This is a genomic window from Shewanella putrefaciens (assembly GCF_016406305.1).
GTDB lineage: Bacteria > Pseudomonadota > Gammaproteobacteria > Enterobacterales > Shewanellaceae > Shewanella > Shewanella putrefaciens_C.
Map to the genome: position 1 here is coordinate 2,571,834 of NZ_CP066369.1, position 26,605 is coordinate 2,598,438.

21 protein-coding genes are annotated in these 26,605 nt (G+C 46.1%); 13 read left to right on the top strand and 8 right to left on the bottom strand.

Annotated features, from left to right (window positions below; genetic code table 11):
* Positions 1-76: 76 nt before the first annotated feature.
* Positions 77-2,302 carry an NADP-dependent isocitrate dehydrogenase gene (locus JFT56_RS11140; RefSeq protein ID WP_198780172.1) on the bottom strand — a complete coding sequence of 742 codons (2,226 nt, stop codon included), beginning with the start codon at positions 2,300-2,302 and terminating at the stop codon, positions 77-79.
* 340 nt (positions 2,303-2,642) lie between these two features.
* Between JFT56_RS11140 and rluE the strand changes: the two genes are divergently transcribed.
* From rluE to JFT56_RS11170, 6 genes are all read left to right on the top strand, one after another.
* Positions 2,643-3,416 carry a 23S rRNA pseudouridine(2457) synthase RluE gene (gene rluE / locus JFT56_RS11145; RefSeq protein WP_233095511.1) on the top strand — a complete coding sequence of 258 codons (774 nt, stop codon included), beginning with the start codon at positions 2,643-2,645 and terminating at the stop codon, positions 3,414-3,416.
* 78 nt (positions 3,417-3,494) lie between these two features.
* Positions 3,495-3,989 (top strand): NUDIX hydrolase, encoded by a 495-nt coding sequence (locus JFT56_RS11150; RefSeq protein WP_198780174.1) that lies wholly within the window; start codon positions 3,495-3,497, stop codon positions 3,987-3,989.
* Positions 3,990-4,271: 282 nt separating this feature from the next.
* On the top strand, positions 4,272-5,390 hold the full coding sequence (gene mnmA, locus JFT56_RS11155; RefSeq protein ID WP_198780175.1) for a tRNA 2-thiouridine(34) synthase MnmA: 1,119 nt from the start codon (positions 4,272-4,274) through the stop codon (positions 5,388-5,390).
* Between the two features lie 3 nt (positions 5,391-5,393).
* A complete protein-coding gene (gene hflD, locus JFT56_RS11160) occupies positions 5,394-6,011 on the top strand; it encodes a high frequency lysogenization protein HflD (RefSeq protein ID WP_198780176.1) in 618 nt (205 codons plus the stop codon).
* Positions 6,012-6,040: 29 nt separating this feature from the next.
* Entirely contained in the window at positions 6,041-7,411 is a 1,371-nt protein-coding gene (gene purB, locus JFT56_RS11165) for an adenylosuccinate lyase (protein ID WP_198780177.1), read from the top strand.
* Between the two features lie 133 nt (positions 7,412-7,544).
* Complete coding sequence (locus JFT56_RS11170; protein ID WP_198780178.1) at positions 7,545-8,684, top strand: cupin domain-containing protein; 1,140 nt, start codon at positions 7,545-7,547, stop codon at positions 8,682-8,684.
* A 107-nt stretch (positions 8,685-8,791) separates the two neighbouring features.
* Here JFT56_RS11170 and JFT56_RS11175 read toward each other — a convergent pair whose 3' ends face one another.
* On the bottom strand, positions 8,792-9,241 hold the full coding sequence (locus JFT56_RS11175) for a DUF4826 family protein (protein WP_198780179.1): 450 nt from the start codon (positions 9,239-9,241) through the stop codon (positions 8,792-8,794).
* Between the two features lie 281 nt (positions 9,242-9,522).
* On the opposite strand from JFT56_RS11175, the gene JFT56_RS11180 reads away from it, so the two are divergent.
* Both JFT56_RS11180 and JFT56_RS11185 read left to right on the top strand, forming a co-directional pair.
* Positions 9,523-10,557 (top strand): Glu/Leu/Phe/Val dehydrogenase, encoded by a 1,035-nt coding sequence (locus tag JFT56_RS11180; RefSeq protein WP_198780180.1) that lies wholly within the window; start codon positions 9,523-9,525, stop codon positions 10,555-10,557.
* A gap of 187 nt (positions 10,558-10,744) precedes the next feature.
* On the top strand, positions 10,745-11,092 hold the full coding sequence (locus JFT56_RS11185) for a hypothetical protein (protein ID WP_198780181.1): 348 nt from the start codon (positions 10,745-10,747) through the stop codon (positions 11,090-11,092).
* A 27-nt stretch (positions 11,093-11,119) separates the two neighbouring features.
* Here JFT56_RS11185 and JFT56_RS11190 read toward each other — a convergent pair whose 3' ends face one another.
* From JFT56_RS11190 to ppsA, 4 genes are all read right to left on the bottom strand, one after another.
* Positions 11,120-11,551 (bottom strand): MarR family winged helix-turn-helix transcriptional regulator, encoded by a 432-nt coding sequence (locus JFT56_RS11190; RefSeq protein WP_198780182.1) that lies wholly within the window; start codon positions 11,549-11,551, stop codon positions 11,120-11,122.
* Between the two features lie 146 nt (positions 11,552-11,697).
* Complete coding sequence (locus JFT56_RS11195; RefSeq protein WP_198780183.1) at positions 11,698-12,189, bottom strand: DUF1285 domain-containing protein; 492 nt, start codon at positions 12,187-12,189, stop codon at positions 11,698-11,700.
* A 123-nt stretch (positions 12,190-12,312) separates the two neighbouring features.
* Positions 12,313-15,354, bottom strand: coding sequence for an FAD-binding and (Fe-S)-binding domain-containing protein (locus JFT56_RS11200; protein ID WP_198780184.1), 3,042 nt, complete (start codon positions 15,352-15,354; stop codon positions 12,313-12,315).
* A 98-nt stretch (positions 15,355-15,452) separates the two neighbouring features.
* Entirely contained in the window at positions 15,453-17,822 is a 2,370-nt protein-coding gene (gene ppsA, locus JFT56_RS11205; RefSeq protein WP_198780185.1) for a phosphoenolpyruvate synthase, read from the bottom strand.
* 124 nt (positions 17,823-17,946) lie between these two features.
* Here ppsA and ppsR point away from each other — a divergent pair, with 124 nt between their 5' ends.
* The 4 genes from ppsR (at position 17,947) to JFT56_RS11225 (ending at position 21,489) form a co-directional block, all read left to right on the top strand.
* Positions 17,947-18,759, top strand: coding sequence for a pyruvate, water dikinase regulatory protein (gene ppsR, locus JFT56_RS11210; RefSeq protein WP_198780186.1), 813 nt, complete (start codon positions 17,947-17,949; stop codon positions 18,757-18,759).
* A gap of 197 nt (positions 18,760-18,956) precedes the next feature.
* The gene (locus JFT56_RS11215) at positions 18,957-20,021 is read left to right on the top strand and encodes a 3-deoxy-7-phosphoheptulonate synthase (RefSeq protein ID WP_198780187.1); all 1,065 of its coding nucleotides are present in this window, start codon (positions 18,957-18,959) and stop codon (positions 20,019-20,021) included.
* Positions 20,022-20,173: 152 nt separating this feature from the next.
* Positions 20,174-20,605, top strand: coding sequence for an acyl-CoA thioesterase (locus JFT56_RS11220; RefSeq protein WP_198780188.1), 432 nt, complete (start codon positions 20,174-20,176; stop codon positions 20,603-20,605).
* 221 nt (positions 20,606-20,826) lie between these two features.
* Positions 20,827-21,489 (top strand): response regulator transcription factor, encoded by a 663-nt coding sequence (locus tag JFT56_RS11225; protein ID WP_198780189.1) that lies wholly within the window; start codon positions 20,827-20,829, stop codon positions 21,487-21,489.
* Between the two features lie 103 nt (positions 21,490-21,592).
* On the opposite strand, the gene cysB is transcribed toward JFT56_RS11225, so the two are convergent.
* Positions 21,593-22,567, bottom strand: a complete 975-nt coding sequence (gene cysB, locus JFT56_RS11230) for an HTH-type transcriptional regulator CysB (RefSeq protein ID WP_198780190.1) — start codon at positions 22,565-22,567, stop codon at positions 21,593-21,595.
* A gap of 228 nt (positions 22,568-22,795) precedes the next feature.
* Here cysB and zomB point away from each other — a divergent pair, with 228 nt between their 5' ends.
* The gene (gene zomB, locus JFT56_RS11235; RefSeq protein ID WP_198780191.1) at positions 22,796-23,575 is read left to right on the top strand and encodes a flagellar motor control protein ZomB; all 780 of its coding nucleotides are present in this window, start codon (positions 22,796-22,798) and stop codon (positions 23,573-23,575) included.
* Between the two features lie 122 nt (positions 23,576-23,697).
* On the opposite strand, the gene topA is transcribed toward zomB, so the two are convergent.
* Complete coding sequence (gene topA / locus JFT56_RS11240; protein ID WP_198780192.1) at positions 23,698-26,340, bottom strand: type I DNA topoisomerase; 2,643 nt, start codon at positions 26,338-26,340, stop codon at positions 23,698-23,700.
* Between the last annotated feature and the right edge of the window lie 265 nt (positions 26,341-26,605).

Genomic DNA, 26,605 nt, shown 5'->3' on the forward strand with positions numbered 1-26,605 from the left:
TCATCCGATGTTTTAACAGATATAAAAAGGATCTGCATTGCAGACCCTTTCGCTATCTCACCGTTCACTTAACGAATTAAGCAAGCAAGAGTTTGTTCAAGGTTTCACTTGGGCGCATCGCTTTTTCCGCTTTTGCAGCATCTAAACGATAGTAACCGCCTAAATCCACTGATGCACCTTGCGCATTGTTTAACTCAGCGACAATCACTTGCTCATTGGCTGCTAGTGCGTGAGCGAGTGGAATAAAGTGTGCTTGTAACTGCTCATCTTTGGTTTGCGCAGCTAACGCCTGTGCCCAGTACATGGCTAGGTAGAAATGGCTACCACGGTTATCCAACTCACCAACACGTCTTGATGGCGATTTGTTGCTATCTAAGAACTGACCTATGGCTTGATCTAAGGTATCGGCAAGCACTTGCGCTTTAGGATTACCGACGGTTTGGCTTAAATGCTCTAGAGACGCCGCCAGAGCCAAGAATTCACCCAGTGAATCCCAACGTAGGTGACCTTCTTTTTCAACCTGTTGCACGTGCTTAGGCGCACTACCGCCCGCTCCTGTTTCAAATAGGCCGCCACCGTTCATTAATGGCACGATTGACAGCATTTTGGCACTGGTGCCTAGCTCAAGAATTGGGAACAAGTCAGTCAGGTAGTCACGTAAAACGTTACCCGTAACTGAAATCGTATCTTTGCCTTCTTTGATGCGAGCCAAAGACAAACGCGTCGCATCTTCTGGAGACATGATGCTGATGTCTAAGCCATCGGTGTCATGCTCTGGCAGGTACTGCTGCACTTTGGCAATGATTTGCGCATCGTGGGCACGTTTGCTATCTAACCAGAATACCGCTGGAGTATTGCTTAAACGGGCACGGCGTACGGCCAGTTTAACCCAATCACGGATTGGTGCGTCTTTAACTTGGCACATTCTCCAGATATCGCCCGCTTCCACGTTGTGGCTCATCAATACCTTACCGCTGGCATCAATCACATTCACTACGCCATCGGCGGGGATTTCGAAGGTTTTATCGTGGCTGCCGTACTCTTCGGCTTTTTGCGCCATCAGGCCGACGTTTGGCACGCTACCCATGGTTTTAGGATCAAAAGCGCCGTGCTCTTTACAGAAAGCAATCGTTTCTTGGTAAATACCGGCATAGCAACGATCTGGGATCATGGCTTTAGTGTCATGCAGTTGACCGTCTGGTCCCCACATTTGGCCAGATGAACGAATCGCAGCAGGCATAGACGCATCGATAATGATGTCACTTGGCACGTGTAAGTTGGTGATGCCTTTGTCAGAATCAACCATAGCCAATGCGGGACGCGCTGCGTAAACGGCGGCGATATCGGCTTCGACTTCGGCGCGACTATCGGCAGGTAATGTCGCAATTTTGGCATAAACATCACCAAAACCATTGTTAACATCGACGCCTAATTCAGCGAAAAGCGCCGCATGTTTATCAAATACTGGCTTGAAGAATACCTTCACCGCATGACCAAACATAATAGGATCAGACACTTTCATCATAGTGGCTTTCAGATGCAGCGATAACAGCACATCTTGGGCCTTGGCGTTGTCGATTTCACGCTCATAGAAGCTCACTAGGGCTTTTTTGCTCAATACCGCAGCATCAATGATCTCGCCAGCCAGCAACTTAAGACCGGACTTGAGTACCACTTCTTGACCATCTTTTTGTGTCAGCACGATATTCACGCTGTCCGCTGCAGATAAGGTCACAGACTGCTCGCTACCGTAAAAGTCGCCATCAGTCATGTGGGCAACGTGTGACTTTGAATCTTTAGCCCATTTTCCCATGGAATGCGGGTTTTTCTTGGCGAAGTTTTTCACCGATAAAGGCGCGCGACGGTCCGAGTTACCTTCACGCAGTACTGGGTTTACCGCACTGCCTTTGATCTTGTCGTAACGTGTCTTGATTGACTTTTCAGCGTCGGTTTTTGGCTCATCCGGATAGTTAGGGATGTCGTAACCTTTTTGCTGTAGCTCTAGAATACAGGCTTTTAACTGTGGAATTGACGCACTGATATTCGGCAACTTGATGATGTTCGCTTCTGGCTGATTTGCCAGCTCGCCAAGCTCAGCGAGATGATCGCCAATCTTTTGCGCTTCGGTCAGTTGCTCAGGGAAATTGGCAATAATACGGCCCGATAATGAGATATCACGGGTTTCAACCGCAACACCCGCGGCATCGGTAAAGGTTCTGATAATAGGTAAGAGTGAAAGGGTGGCCAATGCTGGCGCTTCGTCGGTTTCAGTGTAAATAATTGTTGATGAGTTATCTTTCATGTTACATCCTACATTATTGTAAAATTTAATATTTTTTATAATAATTTTATTGCATGGCGAACAAACTCTGGCACGCTGAAATAATCAATCAAGGCAGTCACTCACCCATCAAGACCGCATTTATTCCATTGTCCGTCGGTCATTTTCGTCCACCAACGCGGTTAAACGACTCATTAAAACCTAATAAACAAATAGGCGCAGATCACATTTTAGGCCGACATCATAGAGCATTCACAGTAATATTCAAATTCCACTAAGGGCGAATGCCAAGTACACTGTGTAAACATTAACGATACAATCAAGTCAGGTCAGCGTGTCTCAGCCTTCCGTTAGCAAAAGCATGAACAAAAGTAAGTTTTCCCCTAAACGCGCCAATTCCAGCGCCAACTCCCCCACCAAAAGCGCGCTTAGGCCCACAGGCAAAGGCCCTGCTAATCGTTCTGCCGCCGAAGACAAGCTTCCACCCGCACGTAATGCCAATGGCAGTTTGAAAAAGACTCCCTTTAAAAATCCTAACCGCCGAGCGATTGCGGCGGCAAAACCGGTACAAAGCCAAACGCTCGCCCCGATTATTGTGCTGTTTAACAAACCCTTTGATGTACTTTGCCAGTTTACTGACGAACAAGGTCGCAAGACCCTAAAAGACTATATCCCGATTACGGATGTCTATGCCGCAGGCCGCTTAGACAGGGACAGTGAGGGCTTGTTGCTGCTAACCAATGACGGTCAATTGCAGGCCAGACTGACTGAGCCGAAAAAGAAAACCTTTAAAACCTATTGGGTGCAAGTAGAAGGCGTTCCGACCGAGGAGGCTCTAACAAAACTGCGCCAAGGTGTTGAATTAAATGATGGAATGACACTGCCAGCTAAAGTCAAAATCATGGAATCACCCGACGTTTGGCCACGTAATCCACCGGTGAGAGAGCGTAAAAATATCCCAACAACTTGGCTAGAAATCCAAATCCATGAGGGCCGTAACCGCCAAGTGAGACGCATGACAGCACATATTGGTTTTCCAACCTTAAGATTAATCCGTTATAAAATAGGCCAATGGAGTCTAGATAATTTGCCATCGGGCGAGCATAAATGCATTCGCCTTGGAGATGAAGTCTAAATTTCTGCTAAATTTCTGCTAAGTTTCTGCGCTCAACGCCACTAAAAAGTGGCACCATGTCCGCTCAAAGGAGCATTTATGAGCCTAAGGTATAAACCCAATGTGACCGTCGCTTGTATTATTCATGCGACTGCACAGGACAAATATCTGCTGGTAGAAGAGTGGATTGACGGCGAGCAGCGCTTTAATCAGCCCGCGGGTCACTTAGAAGCCAATGAAAGCTTAATCCAAGCCTGTGAGCGTGAAGTGTTTGAGGAAACGGGGCTGTCACTCAAACCCCAAGGACTCGTCGGCATCTATCAATTTAGCGCCAGTGAAGACTTAGCCTTTATGCGCTTTACCTTCTTAGTGCAGTTAGATGATATGCCCTCTCCCATGCCGCAGGACGATGCCATCCATGCTGCTCACTGGTTGGACTTTGAGCAAATCGAAGCCAAGCAATCTTTACTGCGCAGTCCCTTAGTCCTCGACTGCCTGAGAGACTATCGTCATCATCTGCAACAGGGAATGGCTTATCCCTTAGACTTACTCAATAGTGATCGTCTCACGATAGCCCCAAAGAGCAAGGCATGATAGAATACGCCGCCGCGTAAATCCGCAAAGAGTTAGCCTGATTTTAGCTTAGTTAACCTTAGTTTTAGCTTAGTTAACTAAGTTAAGGGTTAAGGTAAATCTGCGTTAACTTGATACTCAGAAGATTAGGCTGCTATTCAAGCCTTTTACACGATATCTGGGCGGGGATAAATCGTTTACGCAATACACAGATTTTAAGCTAGGCCACGCTATTACTTGGGTGACACGCAAGTCACCAGCAAAAGTGCCTAGCCAACATATACTCAATGGTTTTTAGGATCTATGACATCAATCGAACCCACTCATACAGGAAAAAAAGTCATTGTCGGCATGTCCGGCGGTGTAGATTCATCCGTTTCAGCCTATTTGCTTATGCAGCAAGGCTATCAGGTTGAAGGCCTTTTCATGAAGAACTGGGAAGAAGATGACAACAACGAGTACTGCGCCGCTGCTGAAGATTTAAAGGATGCCCAAGCCGTATGCGACAAGCTTGGGATCAAGTTACACACAGTCAACTTTGCTGCCGAATATTGGGACAATGTTTTTGAGTATTTCCTCGCCGAGTATAAGGCGGGTCGCACGCCTAACCCCGATATCATGTGCAACAAAGAAATCAAATTTAAGGCATTTTTAGAATTTGCCGACGAAATCCTCGATGCCGATTACATCGCCATGGGCCACTATGTGCGCCGCCGCGATAATAGCGATGGCAGCACGCAAATGTTACGTGGTGTCGATGGTAATAAAGATCAAAGCTATTTCCTCTACACCTTAAGCCACGAACAAGTGGCCCGTAGCCTGTTCCCCGTCGGTGAGCTTGAAAAATATCAAGTTCGTGAAATTGCAAAAGAAATGGGCTTAATCACCCACGATAAAAAAGACAGCACTGGCATCTGCTTTATCGGTGAGCGCAAGTTCACTGAATTTCTGGGCACTTATTTACCCGCCCAACCTGGCAATATCGAAACCCCAGAAGGCGAAGTCATAGGCACGCACCAAGGACTCATGTACCACACCTTAGGCCAACGTAAGGGCCTAGGCATTGGCGGCATGAAAAACAGCAGTGACGATCCTTGGTATGTGGTCGACAAAGATCTCGAGCGTAACGTGTTGATTGTGGGTCAAGGCGGACACCATCCGCGTTTGATGTCGACAGGCATGACGGTTAACCAACTGCATTGGGTGGATAGAGTTGGTCCTGTTGACGGCTGTCATATTAGCGTCAAAACCCGCTATCGCCAGCAAGATGTACCTTGCACGCTAACGTATAGCGATGAAAACACCCTAAGGGTTATATTTGATGAACCCGTTGCGGCGGTAACGCCTGGGCAATCTGCGGTATTTTACGAGGGTGAAGTCTGCCTAGGTGGCGGCATCATCGATCAATTAATACGAGGATAAAGCGTGAGCGATCAGCTAATTAACCGTACTATGGCATTTGCAGGCATACTGCAGGCCATAGCCCAAGTGCAACATTTAGCGCGCCAGGGTGAAAGCGATAATGCCGAGCTCGCGGCGAGTTTAAATACCATACTGGTCACCAATCCTGACAATACCGCCGATGTCTATCAAGATAAAGCCGCGCTGAATAAGGGTTACAAGCTGATCTTAAATCAGCTGGGTGACAGTAGCCAAAAAGATGTTGAGATCACCCGTTACCTTGTTGGTATCTTAGCCCTCGAACGCAAGCTAGTGCGCTCAAACAGCGGCCTAGGCATGTTGGCCGAGCGCATTAATCAAGTACATCGCCAGCTACATCATTTTGCGATCACCGATGAACAAGTGATTGCCAATCTTGCCAGCATTTACAGTGACATCATCAGTAATTTAGGGCCGAAAATCCAAATCTCTGGTAATCCAGTGTGTTTGCAACGCCCTATCGTACAACAAAAAATTCGCGCTCTGCTGCTTGCAGCCATGCGCAGCGCTGTACTGTGGCGCCAACTAGGCGGTAAGCGTCGACACTTAGTCTTCGCCCGCAAAGCCATAGTCGATACAGCCAAGAAAAGTCTTACCCTATAATAAAATTAGCGTTCATCAAGGAGCTTCACATGGATCTTTCCGCACTAACTGCTATCTCTCCGGTAGACGGCCGTTACGGTAGTAAAACTGCGTCATTGAGAGGGATTTTCAGCGAGTTCGGTCTTACCAAGTACCGTGTTCAAGTTGAAATTAATTGGCTAAAACTGTTAGCTGATTGCCCAGAAATCATCGAAGTGCCGCCGTTAAGCGAGTCTGCTATCGCCGTGCTCGATGCCATTAAAGACAATTTCAATGAACAAGATGCGCTGCGTGTTAAGGCTATCGAAAGCACCACTAACCACGATGTGAAAGCGGTTGAATACTTTATCAAAGAAAAAATCGCCGGCAATAGCGAATTAGCGGCTGTAGGTGAATTTGTTCACTTTGCTTGTACTTCTGAAGATATCAACAACTTAAGCCATGGTTTAATGTTGACTGAAGCCCGTGAGCAAGTCTTACTGCCCTACTGCAACGAGTTGCTGGCGGCGATTAAAAAGCTGGCGATGGAATATCGCTCAGTGCCATTAATGTCACGCACCCATGGCCAACCGGCTTCACCTTCGACACTCGGTAAAGAGATGGCGAACGTCGCAGTGCGCCTTGAACGTCAAATCAAACAAATCGCCAATGTTGAAATCATGGGCAAACTGAACGGTGCCGTGGGTAACTACAATGCTCACCTGTCAGCCTACCCTGAAGTGAACTGGCATGAATTATCTGAGCGTTTTGTGACTAGCCTTGGCCTTAACTGGAATGCCTACACAACGCAAATCGAGCCACACGATTACATTGCCGAACTGTTTGATGCGGTTGCCCGCTTCAACACTGTGCTGATTGATTTTGACCGTGATATTTGGGGTTACATCGCCCTAGGTCACTTCAAACAACGCACTATCGCCGGTGAAATTGGTTCATCGACTATGCCACACAAAGTTAACCCCATCGATTTTGAAAACTCTGAGGGTAACTTAGGGATCGCCAACGCACTAATGCAGCACTTAGCCTCTAAGCTGCCAGTTTCAAGATGGCAACGTGACTTAACTGACTCAACCGTACTGCGTAACTTAGGCGTGGGTATTGCCCATGCGCTGATCGCTTACCAAGCGACCTTAAAAGGCATCAGTAAGTTAGAAGTTAACGAAGCGCATCTGCGTGATGAACTCGATCACAACTGGGAAGTGTTAGCTGAACCCGTACAAACGGTAATGCGTCGTTATGGCATTGAAAAGCCATACGAAAAATTAAAAGAACTGACGCGCGGTAAACGTATCGACGCGCAGCAACTGTCAGTATTTATTGATGGGCTGGAATTACCAGACTCAGTAAAAGCTGAACTGAAACAAATGACGCCAGCCAATTACATTGGTCGCGCCGAAGCGTTTGTCGACGAACTGAAGTAAGCTATTAATTAAAATTGGCTATTAACCCAATTAGTTATTAACTGAAGTTGGCGACGAACAAGACTCTTTCTTAAACAGAAATAAGGATTAAGGCGACGCACATCACCGCGATGTGGTCGCCTTTTTTAACACTATGTATACACTCAATCTCGATATTCCCCAGTTTCTTAATGAATACTGGCAAAAAAAACCTCTGCTGATCAAAAATGCCTTTCCGCAGTTTGAAGATCCGATCAGCGCCGATGAACTCGCAGGCCTTGCCTGTGAAGAAGAAATCTCTTCACGCATCGTCGTCACCAAAGACAATGATTGGGAAGTGGTGCAAGGTCCGTTTGAAGATTACGACAGCTATGGCGAAACCCATTGGCAGTTATTAGTGCAAGCAGTCAACCATTGGTATCCTGATTCACAGCCATTCGTCGACGCTTTTCGCTTTTTACCGGACTGGCGCTTCGATGACTTAATGGCATCATTTGCCACCCCAAGTGGCGGTGTTGGACCACACGTCGATAACTACGATGTGTTTATCATTCAAGGCGAAGGTGAACGTCGCTGGACTGTCGGTGACAATACCCCGCAACAACGCCGTGGTGGTAATCCAAACTCGCCGCTGGTTGAGGATTTCACGCCGATTATTGATGTAGTGTTAGAAAAAGGCGATATGCTTTATATTCCACCCGGTTTCCCACACTGCGGTGAAACATTAACCATAGCAATGAGTTACTCGATTGGTTTCCGTGCGCCAAGCCAGCAAGAACTGGTCAGTGAAGTCGCCGACTATTTGCTTGATAAAAACTTGGGGCAACAGCGTTTCACTTCTATTTCTGAACCTGACTCCCCCGGCGTGATAAGCCAAGAGCACCAAGTTGGGCTGATGAATTTACTCGCACAGCTGAGCCAAGATCCGCACAATTATCAAGTCGTTTTAGGCAAACTACTAAGTCAAAATCGTTTTGAGTTAGATATTTGTGAAGGAGAAGAAGCCTATACCGAAGCGGATCTGCAAGATGCCTTCGACCAAGGTGCGGGCATAAACCGTATCGGTGGCTTAAAAGTATTGCGCCTCGAAAATGACACAAACAGCAGATTGTTCATCAATGGCGAAGTCTACGAACTGCCAAACACCCCAGAAGAGGTACTGGCGATCCTCAGCGACAACGTCAGCTTATCCTCTGATATTGCATCGACACTCTGCCAACACGACGAAGTACAGAGCTTGCTGTTAACCTTGATCAATCAAGGGCTATGCTATCTCGCTGATACCGAAGCTTAGTTCATTAACAGTTTGATAAAATAAAGGCACTCCATCGAGTGCCTTTCTTATTTATCTATCCTAAAGTTTATCTATCCTAAAGCGTACCGACAAAAAGCAATAATAACTTAGGCATTCCACAGTTTATCGTCGTTATGCATACGGTATAAACTCTCAGCACGGGATACCAGCAACTGTGCAAACTTGGCCTGAGTCGCATCACGGGTGGCACCCGAACGCACTAAGTTTTCTGCCTGCATTTGCCACATCATCGAAAAATGACGCACGGCATCACGGGCCGTTGCGGCAACTTTCACATCGACAAAATCCGAGGGTAAATCCCCTGACATCACCCAATATGTCTTATTCGTTGGGCGCTTAGACTCCATTTTCCAAATGGCCATATAAGGGGCAAGGTAGCGACTCTCATCGGCCAACACTTTGCTTGGGATCACACCTTTCTCGGCAAGGAAACGATTCGCTTTTTGAAATTGAGTTCTGACCCACTCTTGGCGCAGTTTTTCCAACTCTTCTGCAGATAATGTTGGTTGAGCTTGGTCGACAGCTTGTTCAGTCATACTTCCGTCCTATCTTATTGTTATAACGCGGCTCTCATTCTTCGGATGAGTGTGCGGTCCGTACTATTCACAGATTTTGTATCCAATTCCATCTCTTTTTCACCGTAAAGCTTACGTTTACGTAAAGTGGAAAGCTAGATTGCCACAAATAATCTATTTATTCGGTCATTATGCATGGTTGAGAGTATCGCTAAATGCTATGGTTCTGCAATAAATATAACAAGCAGTCGATGGGAGTTTGCCCCATCGGCTTTTTCATTGTGTATAGCGGAGAACTTCACGTGGCTGTATTTAATCATGTATCCTTTGACGAACATGAACAGGTCGTATTCTGTCATGATAAAGAAAGTGGCTTAAGAGCCATTGTCGCCATCCATAACACGAATTTAGGCCCTGCTGTGGGTGGATGTCGTATGTGGAACTATCAATCGGACGACGAAGCCCTCACTGACGTATTACGTCTTTCCCGTGGCATGACCTACAAAAACGCACTTGCGGGCCTTACCATGGGCGGCGGCAAATCCGTGATTATTGCCGATCCTAAGCGCCCTGACCGTGAAGCCCTCTTCCGCGCCTTTGGTCGCTTTATCAATAGTCTCGGCGGCCGTTATTACTCCGCTGAAGACGTCGGCACGACCACAGCTGATATTATGATCGCCCATGAAGAAACCCCTTATATGGCGGGTCTTGAAGGCAAGAGTGGCGATCCATCCCCGTTCACAGCACTTGGTACCTATTTAGGTATTAAAGCTGCAGTAAAACATAAGCTAGGGTTAGATAGCCTAAAAGGGCTTAAAATTGCCGTTCAAGGTGTAGGCCATGTGGGTTATTACCTGTGCAAACATTTGCATGAAGAAGGCGCAGAACTGATTGTGACTGATATTCATCAGGCTTCATTAGATAAAGTTGCCACGGATTTTGGTGCCATTATCGTCGCGCCGCAGGACATCTACGCCCAAGATGTGGATGTGTATGCTCCTTGTGCCCTTGGCGCAACCTTAAACGATGCGACCTTACCGCAACTCAAAGCTAAAATTGTTGCTGGCTGTGCCAACAACCAATTAGCCGAAGTACGCCATGGCGAACAACTGAAAGAAATGGGCATTTTATATGCTCCTGACTATGTCATTAACGCGGGTGGTATTATCAACGTATCATTCGAAAAAAATTATGACGCCGCAAAATCCGAAGCTAAGGTCAGAGAAATCTATCACACGCTACTGAAGATTTTTGCAAAGGCCGATGAACAGAATCGCACGACTGGCGCAGTTGCCGATGAAATGGCCCGCGCCATTTATCAAAGTGCAAAAGCCTAATTAAGCTTTGGGGCGGACAACAAACACTTGTTGTTCGCCTTTTTACCCTTCCCTATCGTCAAAAAATAAATCCTCCTTAATACCAATCAGATACCTAAACGACACGTAAAATTCACTATTCTGTAGTGGAAAACTGTAACCTGCTCTGCTTGAATTAACCACTCGTCAGTCAGTGGAGGAATGGCATATGGTCAGTTTCAAATATGAGCTAAATCAGGACTCGGTTGAGTTGCAGGCCAGCGATTGGTTTGGATTAGAGCGGGTTTTTATCAATGGGCATATGGTGTCACGTAAGCTCAATTTTGGTCAAAACAGTGAGCACTGCATCAAACTGAACGATGGCAATCAATGTCGTTTTAAGCTGTTTATCGACCCCCAGACCGATGAATTAACCTGCCGAATTTACAAGCATAATCAATTGATCACTAGCTTAAAACAGGGCAAAGAAAGCCTAGTTCAACGTCAACGCATGCTACAGCAAGGGTTACTGTTTGGCTCGAGTTTAGTGCTATTGCTTATATTGCTGCCCTTTTAGGCCCACAAAACACTCGACTTAGTATACTTAGTCATATTCATCTACTGACAAACGGTTGATTTTGTTGAGCAGTTTTATAAATTGTGAACGTTCATCCTCATTCAGATTAGAAAGAAACTTTTCGTTAACCCGCTCAGCTTCTCGGATCAAATCCTGCTCTAAAGCTTTGGCCTCATCGGTCAAAAATATTTGAAAAGCACGGCGATTGTCTGACTCTTGGTGACGGGTGATAAATCCTTGTACCTGTAATTGGTCAAGTAAGCGCGTCATAGTGTAGTTTGCGACATCACAACGTTTTGATAATTCGGTTTGAGTGATGCCCTCTTCCTGCCAAAGAGCAAACAGCACAGGCCACAACTTAATATCGAGTTGATAGCGTTTAAGTTGCAGATCGAGCTCATTTTGCAGCTCAAGATTTAAGTGGGAAACAAGATAGCCTAAGCTTTCATAACGGTTCAAACAGCACCTCCGAAAACAGCGGTTTTAGACCCATCTAACCTGACACTCACCTAAGATCCAATGCCAAGTGTCATTTTTAATACTATCACTTAACCTATAATAAACTAGTCAATCCCCCGAACTAATTGCAATCAATATCCCAGATCTTAGGGTAGTTCTAAGTCAGATAAGTTGAATTCATTAACAAAATTATAATAACAAGCTCGACTCAGTTTTCCCCACAAACCACGCTCTAAGGGCAAATAAATACCAAAGTCGGTCAGCTTCATCCGGTTAATATCCATGATCTGATGCTCGGTATCGATACTGGTCTTCACCTGCAGATAAGCGGGATCTGGGCCGCGCTCAAAATCGATAATCACTAAGGGAACATCGGTCACTGTGACTCGAACTTTTTCCACTGGGGTAATTAAAAAATGCTCATCCTCGATGCAGTGTAAAATGCCCGCAAAAAGCTTTGCAAATTTAACGGGCAATGCGCTTCCCTGATACTGCCAGTCTCCAGTCTCTTGAATATTAAATAACGCGACCTCACTGCATAATGGGATCACCTCAGTCAACACTGCAGATATGGGAGAGTCAATATTCAGCGCAAGTTGTTCTAATGTGTGCTGCTCGCTTTTGGTCAACTTATCCATGATCCATTTCCTTTAACAAAAAACCAGCCTTTTGGCTGGTTTTAGTGTGACATCTATTACCCAGAGGATCCAATTAACCGTTTCAACCTAACTCGGCTTTTGTATTCATAGGCAAACCCCTATCTAACCTTTTGCGAGCTCGAGCAATGCCTCCAATGGATGTTTAGGCTTATAGCCCGCAAAGCGTTTGACTTGACTACGACAGGAATAACCCGATACGAGTACCTGTTGTTTATCAAGTTTAGCTAAGGTCTGTTTCCACGACATATCGAACAAAGCTTGAGAACGTTCAAGATTCTCCGCCTCGTGGCCATAGGTGCCCGCCATACCGCAACAACCAAGATTCATAGCCGATAACTTAGCACCAAAATGCGCAAAAATTTTAGTCCATTCGTTGGCCGTATTAGGCCTAGCAGTAGACTCTGTGCAATGGCTAAACCAAGTATATTGTTTATCTTGCATGGTCTTAGCGGGAATATCCTGCAGTATGCCGAGTAACCATTCGTTGGCAAGTTTCACCTCAAATGCACCACGATTCACCCCAAGAATTTCTTTATATTCATCGCGATAACAGAGCACTAAGGCAGGGTCGATGCCCACCATAGGCATGCCTAGCTTATGCACTTGATTTAAGAAGTCCGTACTCGACTGTGCTGTTTTAGCAAATTTATCCAAGAAACCTTTGATATGGGTCGGTTTACCGTTGGGTTTAAAGGGCAGCAGAACTGGCTTTAATCCTAAGGTTTCAATCAATTGGATAAAACGATACACCAAACCTGCATCGTAGAAGCTGTTAAATGGATCTTGAACCACCAAGACAAACTTCGAACGTTCATCGACGGGAATAGCCTGCAGCGCGGCCAGATCATAACCCCGGCTCGCGTGGCCATCGAGTCGTTGTTTTAAGGTCGGCACAGATAATGCGGGTGCATCCACATAACCAATCGCTTTTTTTATCACCCATTGGCTCAATGGATTTTGGGAAGCAAAGTTAGTTAATCGCGGCGCTGTCGCCATTAAGGGGAGACTGTCTTCAATCCCTGCGACAAGATAATCCTTGGCGGGCCTTAAGTAGCGTTGATAATAAATATTAAAAAACTGTGCCCTAAATTTAGGCACATCCACTTTAACGGGGCATTGGCCAGAGCAGGCTTTACAGGCTAAGCAACCCTTAAGGGATTCCATCACCTCATGGGAATAATCATAATCACGTTTAGCGTTAATGGTGTTTTGTATGCGCTGCAATATACCGAGCGGCTTGGCCTTGGCGAGTGCATTGACATCCACGCCTTCGGTTTCAAGCAGTCTTAGCCATTCACGCATCAATCCTGCACGACCTTTAGGTGACTGCACTCTATCCCCTGTCACCTTAAAGGAGGGGCACATGGGCGAATAGCTGCTGTAGTTAAAACACAGGCCATTACCGTTACAGTTCATCACATCGGGGAAGGCATCACGCACAGTAACGGGGATTTGTCTGTCAAACTTACCGCGCTTAGCACTATCAACATCGTAATAGAGGGCACCTGTATCTTTAGGCGCCACCAGCTTGCCTGGGTTAAGTCTATTATCGGGGTCAAACAGGCCTTTGATATCTTGAAGTACGCCATAAAGCTCATCACCAAAAACGGCGGGACCGTATTCACCGCGCACACCTTTACCGTGCTCGCCCCACATCAGGCCGCCGTATTTAAGCGTGAGTGCCGCGACTTGATCGGAAATAACCCGCAGTAACTTTTCATCTTCCACATCGCACATATCGAGCGCGGGCCGCACATGCAGCACACCGGCATCCACATGACCAAACATGCCATATTGCAGATTGTGTCCATCCAATACTGCGCGAAACTCCATAATATAATCGGCAAGCTTTTCGGGCGGCACCGCGGTATCTTCGGCAAAGGCGATAGGTTTACGACGTCCCTTAGTGGCGCCCAATAAACCAACCGCTTTTTTGCGCATACCGTAGATTTTTTCGATACTTGGCTTATCTTGCGTCACTTGGTAACCCAATACGCCGCACTCACCTTTACTGATTTGCTCGGTCAAAACCGCTTCAAGACTGGCAAGCTTTTGCTCAACTTCTTCAGTGTCACCGGCAAATTCGACCATATTGAGGCCGTCGATGATCTTACCCGGTACTTCCTGGATAAGTTCAGCAACCGAATGCCAAACAATGTCCTCACGGGCCAAATTGAGGACTTTTGAATCGACGGTTTCGACCACAGTCGCCCGGGCAGCAACTAATGATGGCGCGTGGCGCAGCGCCGATTGAAACGAATCATACTTAATATTCACCATCGCCCGCTCGGTCGGCAGCGGCGTAATATTCAGCTTGGCCTCGGTAATGACCGCCAGTGTGCCCTCTGAGCCCGTTAAAATCCTCGATAAATCGAATTGTGTCAGGCCATTATTCCACACATGTTTTAAATCATAACCCGTTAAAAAGCGGTTAAGTTTCGGGAATTGCTTTTCAATCAGCGCGCGCTTCTCGCGGCAAACCTTTGCAATGGCCGAAATCAGCTTTTGCCCGAGTGGATTGTCACTCACATTATCGGGATTACACAAAAGTCCCGCATCCAATGGCTGAGTGTCTAGCACACTGCCATCGATCAACACACTGCGCAGCGCCAATACATGGTCCGAGGTTTTACCGTAAACCAAGGAGCCCGCACCCGAGGCATCGGTATTGATCATGCCGCCAATGGTCGCGCGGTTAGAGGTGGATAAATCGGGACTGAAAAAATAACCGTGCGGGCGCAGCGCATCATTGAGCGCATCTTTAATCACCCCAGCTTCAACCCGCACCCAACCCTGCTCAGCATTCACCTCAAGCACACGGTTCATATAGCGCGACACATCGAGGATCAGACCATGGGTCAAGGACTGGCCATTGGTGCCCGTACCGCCGCCCCGGGCACTAAAAGTGACCTCACGGAAGATATCTTTCGCCGCGAGCGCTAAGGCTATTTGTATATCCTTTTGATTTTTAGGATAAAGCACCGCTTGGGGTAAAAATTGATAGACAGAGTTATCGGTCGCTTGCACTAGCCGTGCACTGTATCGCTTGTCTATATCACCGGAATACTCGCTTTGCTCGAGTGCATCAAGGTATGCCAAATACACTGGCTCTAATGTTTGTTGATGTGATAGCAGGGGTAACATGGATGGCTTCTGTCAATTATCGTTATGGGGCCATTATAAACAAAAAAAAAGCCACTCAAAGCGGCTTTTTTAACATCTTTATCAAATTACAGCCTAGATCACCCGTGGGCTTCGGCCAAATATAACCATGTATCAATAACAGTATCAGGGTTCAGAGACACGGTATCGATACCTTGTTCAACTAACCAAGCCGCGAAATCGGCGTGATCTGAAGGGCCTTGGCCACAGATACCGATATAAGCGCCCTTAGCCTTAGCCGATTTAATGGCCATAGACAGTAGGATCTTAACGGCTTCATTACGCTCATCAAACAAATGACTAATAATGCCTGAGTCACGGTCTAAGCCAAGTGTTAACTGGGTTAAGTCGTTTGAACCGATAGAGAAACCATCAAAATGTTCGAGGAATTGATCCGCTAACAGGGCGTTTGACGGCACTTCACACATCATGATGACGCGCAGACCGTCTTTACCACGCTCTAAACCTTGCTCTTTGAGTAGGCCAATCACTTGTTCGGCTTCTTTTACGGTACGCACGAACGGGATCATGACTTCGACGTTTGTCAGACCCATTTCGTTACGAACGCGTTTGATCGCTTCACACTCTAGGGCAAAACAGTCACGGAATGATTCAGAGATATAACGGCTTGCACCGCGGAAGCCCAGCATTGGGTTCTCTTCTTCTGGCTCGTAACGGTCACCACCGACTAAGTTTGCGTATTCGTTAGACTTAAAGTCTGACATACGTACGATCACTTTCTTCGGATAGAAAGCTGAACCGATTGATGCAATACCTTCAACCAGACGGGCAATGTAGAACTCAACGGGTGATTCATAACCTGCGATCATCTCGTTAATTTCAGTTTGCAGAGCGGCGTCTTGTTGATTGAATTCAAGCAGCGCTTTCGGGTGAATACCGATCATGCGGTTGATAATGAATTCTAAACGCGCTAAACCGACACCTTCGTTTGGCAAACGGGCAAAGTCGAATGCACGATCAGGGTTACCCACGTTCATCATGATTTTCATCGGTAATGCAGGCAGTGAATCAACACGGTTTGAAATCACTTCAAACTCTTGTTTACCTTCATAGATGAAGCCTGTGTCGCCTTCGGCGCAAGACACAGTCACTAATTGACCATTTTTGATACGGTCAGTCACATCACCACAACCTACCACTGCGGGTACACCTAATTCACGGGCGATAATCGCCGCGTGACAGGTACGACCGCCACGGTTAGTGACGATGGCGCTGGCGCGCTTCATGATAGGTTCCCAATCTGGGTCGGTCATGTCAGTCACTAACACATCGCCAGGTTGGATTTGATCCATATCGGCGATAGAGGTTAATACCTTAGCCACACCTGAACCCACTTTATGACCGATAGCACGACCTTCAGAGATCACAGCGCCACGGCTCTTTAAGTGGTAACGCTCAATGAGTTGCACATCTTCACGGCTACGAACCGTTTCTGGACGCGCTTGCACGATATACAGCTTGCCATCGTTACCGTCTTTCGCCCACTCGATGTCCATTGGACGACCGTAGTGTTTTTCGATAACCATAGCTTGTTTAGCCAATTCCATCACTTCTGCGTCATTGATAGAGAATTGACGACGCTTGTCAGCGGCAACATCTTCAATTTTCACTTGTTTGCCGTGAGCAGCATCATCGGAATACACCATCTGGATGAGCTTGCTACCGATATTACGGCGAACAACGGCTTTATGGCCTTGGGATAAAATTGGTTTGTGAACATAGAATTCGTCAGGGTTTACCGCGCCTTGAACGACCATTTCACCCAGACCGAAAGAAGAAGTGATAAACACCACATCGTTATTGCCTGATTCAGTGTCCATAGTGAACATCACGCCTGATGCCGCTTTGTCTGAACGAACCATGCGTTGTACGCCGGCAGACAGGGCAACACCGTGGTGCTCATAACCTTGATGAACACGGTATGAAATAGCACGGTCGTTAAAGAGTGACGCGAACACGTGCTTGATAGCCACGAGAACTGAGTCAAATCCTTTCACGTTTAAGAAGGTTTCTTGCTGACCAGCAAAAGAGGCATCTGGCATATCTTCTGCGGTGGCAGAAGAACGAACCGCGAATGACGCATCGCTAGTTTCAGCGGCAAGTTTATCGTAAGCTTCACGAATGGCTTGCTCTAAAGCTGGTTGGAATGGGGTGTCAATCACCCATTGTCTGATCTGTGCACCTACTTTTGCCAGTGCATTGACATCATCTACATCCAGTGTGGCTAGAATGTCATAAATCTTCTGGTTTACTCCACTTTGTTCAAGGAACTCATTGAACGCATAAGAAGTCGTCGCAAATCCGCCAGGTACTTGAACACCGGCATTGGCCAGATTGCTGATCATCTCGCCTAGAGAAGCATTTTTACCGCCAACTAAGTTGACGTCACCCATGCCTAATTCCTGATACCAGAGTACGTATTGCTGCACAGTTCTATCTCCGCAAGTTTATTTCAGTGGCCCCTTCACACGAGGGCAGCGGCATTTTACACTCCTGCCGAAGAAGCGTAAATCTATAATTTTATTTGTAATTTTATTACTACAAGAGGTCAGTATGGCACCAAAAGTATTCTACATCTCCGACGGGACAGCGATCACAGCTGAGGTTTTTGGACATGCAGTTCTCTCGCAATTTCCACTAGAATTTGAGTCACTTACGATTCCATTTGTTGAAACCTTAACGAAAGCCGAGCAAGTTAAGCGACAAATTAATGATTGTTTTATTACAACAGGTGAACGGCCATTAGTGTTCCATTCGATCGTAAAAGCCGAAATTCGCGACATCATCTACTCGAGTGAAGGGGTAGATTATGATTTTTTAAATACTTTTGTGGCACCACTTGAGCAACATTTAGGCGTAAGCGCCTCACCCGTAGTTCACCGCACCCACGGCAAAGCCAATCACGGCTATGAAGCCCGTATCGATGCCATTAATTTTGCGATGGATAACGATGACGGCCAGACGATGAAACACATGGATGAAGCCGATCTGGTTTTACTTGGTGTCTCTCGCTGTGGCAAAACCCCATCGAGCCTGTATTTATCCATGCAGTTCGGCATAAAAGCGGCAAACTACCCTTTCACCGAAGATGATATGGATAACCTTAAGTTACCTGAAGCGCTGAAACGCAATAAGAAAAAACTGTTTGGTTTAACCATTGATCCCGTGCGCTTACATGAAATTCGCCAGAGTCGAATGGAGAATAGTCGCTATTCATCGCTCAAACAGTGCCGCTTAGAAGTCAAAGAAGTGGAAATGATGTTTAAACGTGAACGTATTCCCTATATAGACACCACCAATCATTCGGTTGAAGAGATTGCGACTAAGATTTTAGATGTGACCGGTCTTGAGCGCCATATGTTCTAAATCGACAGTCTTCTAAATCAACAGACCTTAACCTGCTAATCCACAAGGGCAAATTTAGGCTAAATAGATCTAAGTTAAATTAAATTCATTGCACAGATGCCGACAATTAGCACAATTGGCACTGTGCAACTCGGCTCGATTCGTTATAATCCGTGGCAATCTGGCGAAAAGCGCCGCATGCAAGCTCGGTATTTTGAATGACCATTAAAACAGACGAATTACGTACTTCTTTATTAGCTAAAGTCATCTCACCTGCACAACTGGCATCTGAGTACCCATTAACCCAAGAAGCCGCCGACTACCTTATCCAACAACGTCGTGAAGTTGAAGCCATTATTATGGGCGAAGATCAGCGTCTGCTGGTGATCATTGGCCCCTGCTCGATTCATGATACTAAGGCAGCCCTCGAATATGCCCAACGTTTAGCGGCCTTGCATCAAGAGTTGAAAGAGGACCTGTGCATTTTAATGCGCGTTTATTTCGAAAAACCTCGCACTATCGTTGGCTGGAAAGGCTTGATATCCGACCCCGATCTCGATGGCAGTTTCGAGCCCAATAAAGGTCTGCGTATTGCCCGTGAATTGCTGCAACAAATCACCGAATTAAAGTTACCCATAGCCACCGAATTTTTAGACATGGTGAACGGTCAGTACATAGCCGATTTAATCACTTGGGGCGCCATTGGTGCACGCACCACCGAAAGCCAAGTTCACCGAGAAATGGCCTCAGCCCTCTCCTGTCCCGTGGGTTTTAAAAACGGTACCGATGGCAATATCAATATCGCCGTCGATGCGGTGCGCGCCGCAAAAGTGCCGCATATATTCTATTCACCGGATAAAGATGGCGCCATGGCGGTCTATCGCACCCACGGTAATCCCTTTGGCCATATCATATTGCGCGGCGGCAAAAAGCCTAATTACTTTGCACAAGATATTGAAGAAGCGCGTTTAAAGCTTGAGTCCGTCGATGTCACGCCTCGAGTGGTAGTGGACTTCAGCCACGGTAACAGTGAAAAAAATCACCTTAAGCAATTAGCCGTTGCCGACGACATCATGGCGCAAATGCGTGCGGGTAGCACGGCAATTGCCGGGATAATGGCCGAAAGTTTCTTACAGGAAGGCAATCAAAAGGTCATCAAAGGCCAGCCACTTTGTTACGGCAAAAGTATCACCGATGCCTGCCTACACTGGGATGATTCAGAAAAGTTACTGCGGGATCTGGCCAAAGCCTCCCGCGATAGACGAGCCTTATTAGGCCAATAAGCACAGTAAAGCGATAACTCAAGGCTTCCAATGGAAGCCTTTTTACTTTTAGTTTGGCTTTAAAACGGATTGGAATAGGCGTTTTCTATCATTCAAAATTAAAACTCACTATAATTGCGCCTCGTTAAAAATGCATAACCTCAGGTTGCCGTATGCCAAATTCCCTCGATTCTTCACATCCGACATTTTCAGACGCTATTGAGCAAAGGATCAATCAATCCGAAGCCCGTGTAATCAAAGCTGTTTTCCCTTCTATTACCAATCATCACAACACCTTATTTGGTGGCGAAGCCTTAGCGTGGATGGATGAAACAGCGTTTATCGCAGCGACCCGTTTTTGCCGTAAAACCTTAGTCACTGTGAGTTCTGACCGCATCGATTTTAAAAAACCGATCCCCGCCGGCACGCTAGCGGAACTGATCGCCCGGGTGATCCATGTCGGCAATACATCCTTAAAAGTCGAAGTGAATATCTTCGTGGAGAATATGTACCAAGATCACCGTGAGCATGCGATACGTGGCGTATTTACCTTTGTTGCTGTAGACGAACAACGAAACCCCACGCAAGTCTGGACGGCTGAATAGAATTTAAGCACTCAAGACAATATACTTGGCCCCTTAAATGCAACTGTTTTTGGGGCAATGTTCGCCATCATTCATAACTAACAACCACTAGACAAAAGTATAACAACAAGAAACATATAAAAATTTTGTCAAAATTCCTGCATAAAGCAATAGGATCCCCTATTACTTTTCTGTTACATTGAGTTCAATCTTCACGCGCCACGAACATAATCATAAAAGCCATGAAGCTAGAAAACTTAAATATCATTATCGCAGACGATCATCCATTGTTCAGAAATGCACTACGTCAGGCACTCACCAGTGCCTTTGAGCATGCCCAATGGTATGAAGCCGACAGTGCCGATGCATTACAATCGGTTTTAGACGCACAAAACTCCAGTTACGATTTAGTGCTGCTGGACTTACAAATGCCCGGCTCCCACGGCTATTCCACCTTGATCCACTTACGCGCCCACTATCCAGATCTTCCCGTGGTGGTGATTTCTGCCCATGAAGATATCAATACGATAAGCCGTGCAATTCACTACGGCAGCAGTGGCTTTATTCCTAAATCTGCATCGATGGAAACCCTAAAAGAAGCGTTGAGTGCAGTATTATTTGGTGATATTTGGCTACCTGTGGGGGCGGAAATTATCCCAATTGAAGATGACGATACCGATAAAATGGCGAGTAAGCTGTCGGATCTCACCCCGCAGCAATATAAAGTGCTGCAAATGTTTGCCGAAGGTTTACTGAATAAGCAAATTGCCTATGATCTTGGCGTATCTGAGGCCACCATCAAAGCCCATGCGACGGCGATTTTTAGAAAACTCGGTGTGCGTAACCGCACCCAAGCGGTTATCGCTCTCGCTCAGCTCGAAATGGATAAGGGTGATTTATCTTAAGACCTAATACTGAGGACGCCATCCTCTATCAGAACAGTAAAATTTAATTACCCCATAAAAAATGCCGCGAATATTCGCGGCATTTTTTATCGGACTAACAGAGTTAACGCATAGGGAGGTTTTTATCGGCAAACATCTCATCAATTAACTGTTGATCCCGCAAAGCAACGGCCTTCTCAACCACATCCCGCGTCAAATGTGGCGCAAAATGTTGTATAAAATCATACATATAACTGCGTAAAAAACTGCCCTTCCTAAAACCAATTTTCGTCGTACTGTGGGTAAATAAATGCCCTGCATCTATGGCGACTAAATCTTTATCCACATTTGGATCAATGGCCATAGAAGCAATCACCCCTACGCCTAAACCTAAACGAACATAGGTTTTTAATACATCGGCACTGGTCGCACTGAATACCACCCTAGGCTCTAAGTTCGCGCGATTAAAGGCTTTCTCGATTTCAGAGGCACGGTCAAACCCAAATACATAGGTCACCAAAGGGAAACGGGCTAAATCTTCGATGCTGATATGACTACGTGAGGCAAGAGGATGATCTTTAGGCACCACAACCGAGCGATTCCAGTGGTAGCAAGGCAACATGATTAAATCTGAGTATAAATGCATGGCTTCGGTGGCAATCGCAAAATCCGCATCGCCGCGGGCAGCTTGCTCACTGATCTGTGAAGGAGTGCCTTGGTGCATATGTAAGTTAACTTTAGGATAACGGTCGATAAACTGGCGAATAATATGCGGCAAAGCATAACGTGCCTGGGTATCTGTGGTGGCAATGTTTAACTCACCTTGATCCGGCTTAGTGTACTCTTCCGACACTTTTTTAATGCTTTCAACTTTACCTAAAATATCATTGGCAATATTAATGACCTGCAGCCCCGCAGGCGTCACATGGGTTAAATGTTTACCGCTACGACCAAAAATTTGGATCCCCAACTCATCTTCCAACATGCGAACTTGTTTACTGATCCCGGGTTGAGAGGTATACAAATTTTCAGCGGTTGCCGATACATTGAGGTTATGTTTTACCACCTCGGCAATATACCTGAGCTGTTGCAGTTTCATCTTCTATCCTTGTCTCAAATACGCATAAAGGTATTGTTCATTGAGTGGTAACATCACACTCATCTATAATCAATCGTTATAGTATAACGTAAAAATTAAAGCAAATAGGAATATAGAGCACAAGTCTAAAGATTCATACGACAGAAATGATAACCTAGGCTAAGATAACTATGCTAGTTTATTGATTTATTGTAGCATTAGCTCAATTGGATAAATAATGGAACATCTATGTCATTCACCTTGGTTCTGATCCTCATCGGTGCACTTTTACTGCTTGTTATCGGAATTAACGTTATACAACAACAAAAAGAACGTGCTGAGGCTGAGCGTCGCATCGAGTTTGCTCGTCAAAGGGCCATCATCGATGAAACGGAAACGGTATTATCCAATACCGGCATGATACCTTGCAGTACCCATATTATGTTGGTGCTGTATCGCCGCGTTCAAGATGCGTTAGAAATTGCAACAACATTAAGCGCCATCCAACAAAAGGCGGATTTTCAACGTCGTCTTGCCGATATTAAAAATCAGATAGACTCGTTACAATCTAGTCCCCCACAAGCCCCTCCTATTGAGGGTTTTAGACTACCAGACAACGACAAACAGATTTTAGCTTTAGTGCAAACCCTCAAAAAACTCAAGGCAATATTACGGGCAGAACACAATAAAGGCCGTGTTGACCCGAATGTGTTTGCGCAGGAAGAAACCCGTATCGATAACTTGCAGCTCAGGATTAATGTTGATTCTATGCTTTCCCGCGCCCGTGCGGCGAGTTTTATGAAACAGTATGGTTCTTCCAAGCAAATGGTGACTAAAGCTTTGGCCACATTACATGCAATTAAAGCGCAGACACCCAACGACCCCTTTATTGGTCGTAAGGTTGATGAAGCTAAAATGCTACTCGATGAAATTATGGGCGCTCAAAAACTGTCTGAACCAAGTGCACCTAGATCTAAAAATGAGGAAGATGATATCGATATGTTGTTCCAGCCTAAAAAGAAATGGTGATGGCTCTCGATATTCGTTAAGCAAAATCGGATTGGATACTCATAAAAAGTTAGATAACAAAAAAGCCAAGTCATTAATTGACTTGGCTTTTTTGTTAGTGCATGTCAATCACACATTCTATACTAGGCTTTCTTCGCTTTTTTAGTGGTCGACTCAGAGACCCACTTACCATTGATATAATGCGCAGACCAACCAGTGGCTTTACCATCAACCTCAGTGGCGACGTATTGCTCTTTGGTCTTACGGCTAAACTTAACCGCGGCCTTATTGCCTTCATCGTCTGTCACTGGTGCATCGGCTAAGTATTGATACTTAGGCCAGAGTAAGTCACGGTACTTGACTAATTCTTCTACTAAAGGCGCTCTAGTTTCCCGTGATTTAGGGAAAGTACTCGCCGCGAGGAAAATACCCGCAGCACCATCACGCAGCACAAAATGCGCATCTGACTTACTGCATTTAAGCTCAGGCAAATAGATTGGATCTTCTTTTGGCGGCGCTGCCTCACCATTTTTCAGCAACTTACGCGTGTTTTTACATTCTTCGTTAGTACAACCAAAGTACTTACCGAAACGGCCGTTTTTCAGCTCCATATCGTGACCACAACGGTCACACTCAATCAATGGACCTTCATAACCTTTGATCTTAAATTGGCCCTCTTCGACTTCGTGACCTTCACACTGGGGGTTATTACCGCAGACATGCAACTTACGTTTTTCATCTATCAGATAGCTATCCATGGCGGTGCCACAAATACCGCAGCGATGTTTTGCTCGCAGTGCATCGGTTTCTGCATCTTCACTGTTTTCACTGATGGCCTCAACGCCAGGCGTTAAGTTCATGGTGGTTTTACAGCGCTCTTTTGGCGGTAACTCATAGCCAGAGCAGCCGAGGAACACGCCTGTCGTTCCGGTGCGGATCCCCATGGGCCGGCCACAGGTTGGGCATTTGATATTGGTCATCACCATTTGGTTTAGACGCATTCCGCCTTCTTCGGGATCAAGCTCCGCTTTTTCTAATTGCTTAGTAAAGTCAGCATAGAAACCATCGAGCACTTTTTTCCAATCTAACTCGCCACGGGCAACATCATCTAAAGTTTGTTCCATGCTGGCGGTAAAATCATAATTCATTAAATCGGCAAAGCTACTGACTAAACGTTCACTAACGATTTCGCCCATTTTCTCAGCGTAGAAGCGACGGTTTTCCACTTTGACATAGCCACGGTCCTGAATCGTCGAAATAATCGTCGCGTAGGTAGACGGACGACCAATGCCACGCTTTTCTAATTCTTTGACCAATGACGCTTCACTGTAACGCGCTGGCGGTTTTGTAAAGTGTTGTTTAGGTTGTAATTCAGTTAATGAAAGCACATCTCCTTCGTTTACAAACGGCAGAGTATTGTCCTCTTCATTTTTCTTCTTAAGCGCGGTTTGCACCCGTGTCCAACCGTCAAAGCGCAGGGTTCGGCCCGAGGCTTTTAACTCATAGTCACCCGCTTTAACGGTTAATCGAGTGGCATCATATTGGGCAGGTGTCATCTGACAAGAGACAAACTGACGCCAAATCAGCTCGTAGAGCCGCTGAGCGTCACGTTCCATATCGGTTAATGCTGCGGCTTCGACTTTTACGTTAGAGGGTCTAATCGCTTCGTGCGCTTCCTGTGCACCTTCTTTAGATCCGTAACGGATAGGCTCAGAAGGCAAATACTTAGCACCGAATTCCTTGCCGATCATCTCACGCACACTGTCTAACGCTTCTTGGCTTAAGTTCGTCGAGTCAGTACGCATATAAGTGATATGACCCGCTTCATATAAACGCTGCGCCATCATCATGGTTTTCTTCACCCCAAAACCTAAACGTGTACTTGCAGCCTGCTGCAACGTCGAGGTGATAAAGGGGGCAGAAGGTTTACTTTGGGTGGCTTTATCTTCGCGGGCAATCACTTTAAAACTCGCGGAAGATAGGGCCTGCACAGCCGCTAAGGCTTGCTGTTCGTTCGTCGGTTCAAAAGCAGAATCGAGGTATTTAACCACTTCCATCCGCAGCGCATCGCTCGAAGGAGTATTCAGTAAGGCGTGCACATCCCAAAACTCTTCTGGCACAAAGGCTTTGATTTCACTTTCACGTTCAACCACTAAACGCACGGCAACCGATTGCACTCGTCCTGCGGATAAACCACGGGCCACTTTTTTCCACAGCAGTGGCGACACCATAAACCCCACCACTCGGTCTAAGAAACGCCGCGCCTGCTGAGCATTGACCATGTTAGTGTCGAGCGTCGACGGCTTGCTAAAGGCATCCTGAATCGCTGACTTAGTGATCTCGTTGAACACCACACGTTGATACCGTGAAGGATCACCACCAATCACCTCCTGCAAATGCCAGGCGATGGCTTCTCCCTCACGGTCTAAGTCGGTTGCGAGATAAATTTGGTCAGCGGAATCGGCTAATGCCTGAAGCTCCTTTACGACCTTTTCTTTACCCGGCAGGATTTGATATTTAGCCGCCCAGCCCTTTTCAGGGTTAACGCCCATGCGAGACACCAGCGCCTGCTGATCTTTCACCTTTTTATATCGCGCCTTTTCTTCAGGCGTCATCTTCTTCACTTCGGCAGCGGATTTAACCTTTTCATTGCCTTCGGAGGTGGAGGATGTAGGTAGATCACGGATATGACCCACGCTCGATTTAACGATGAACTCTTTGCCAAGATATTTATTAATAGTCTTAGCTTTGGCCGGCGATTCGACAATAACTAGCGATTTACCCATAGTTTGATTTGCGCCAAAAAATCTCAAGAAGGTGGAAATTGGCTCCATATATAGAGGGTTGCACTGATTCTTTCAAGCTAATCCCTCTTTTATATGTACCAGCGAGTCACTTTTTAACCAAAGTTGAAAAAATGTAAAAAAATAATATTGCGTAATTAAAAACTAATATTTCATTATTTGCCAGCAAGCAAGAAATAGTTATGCATTTATTGCGAAAAAGTCGCTTTGAGCACAAAACCGTCCGCTTGTGCACACGAATAGCTTC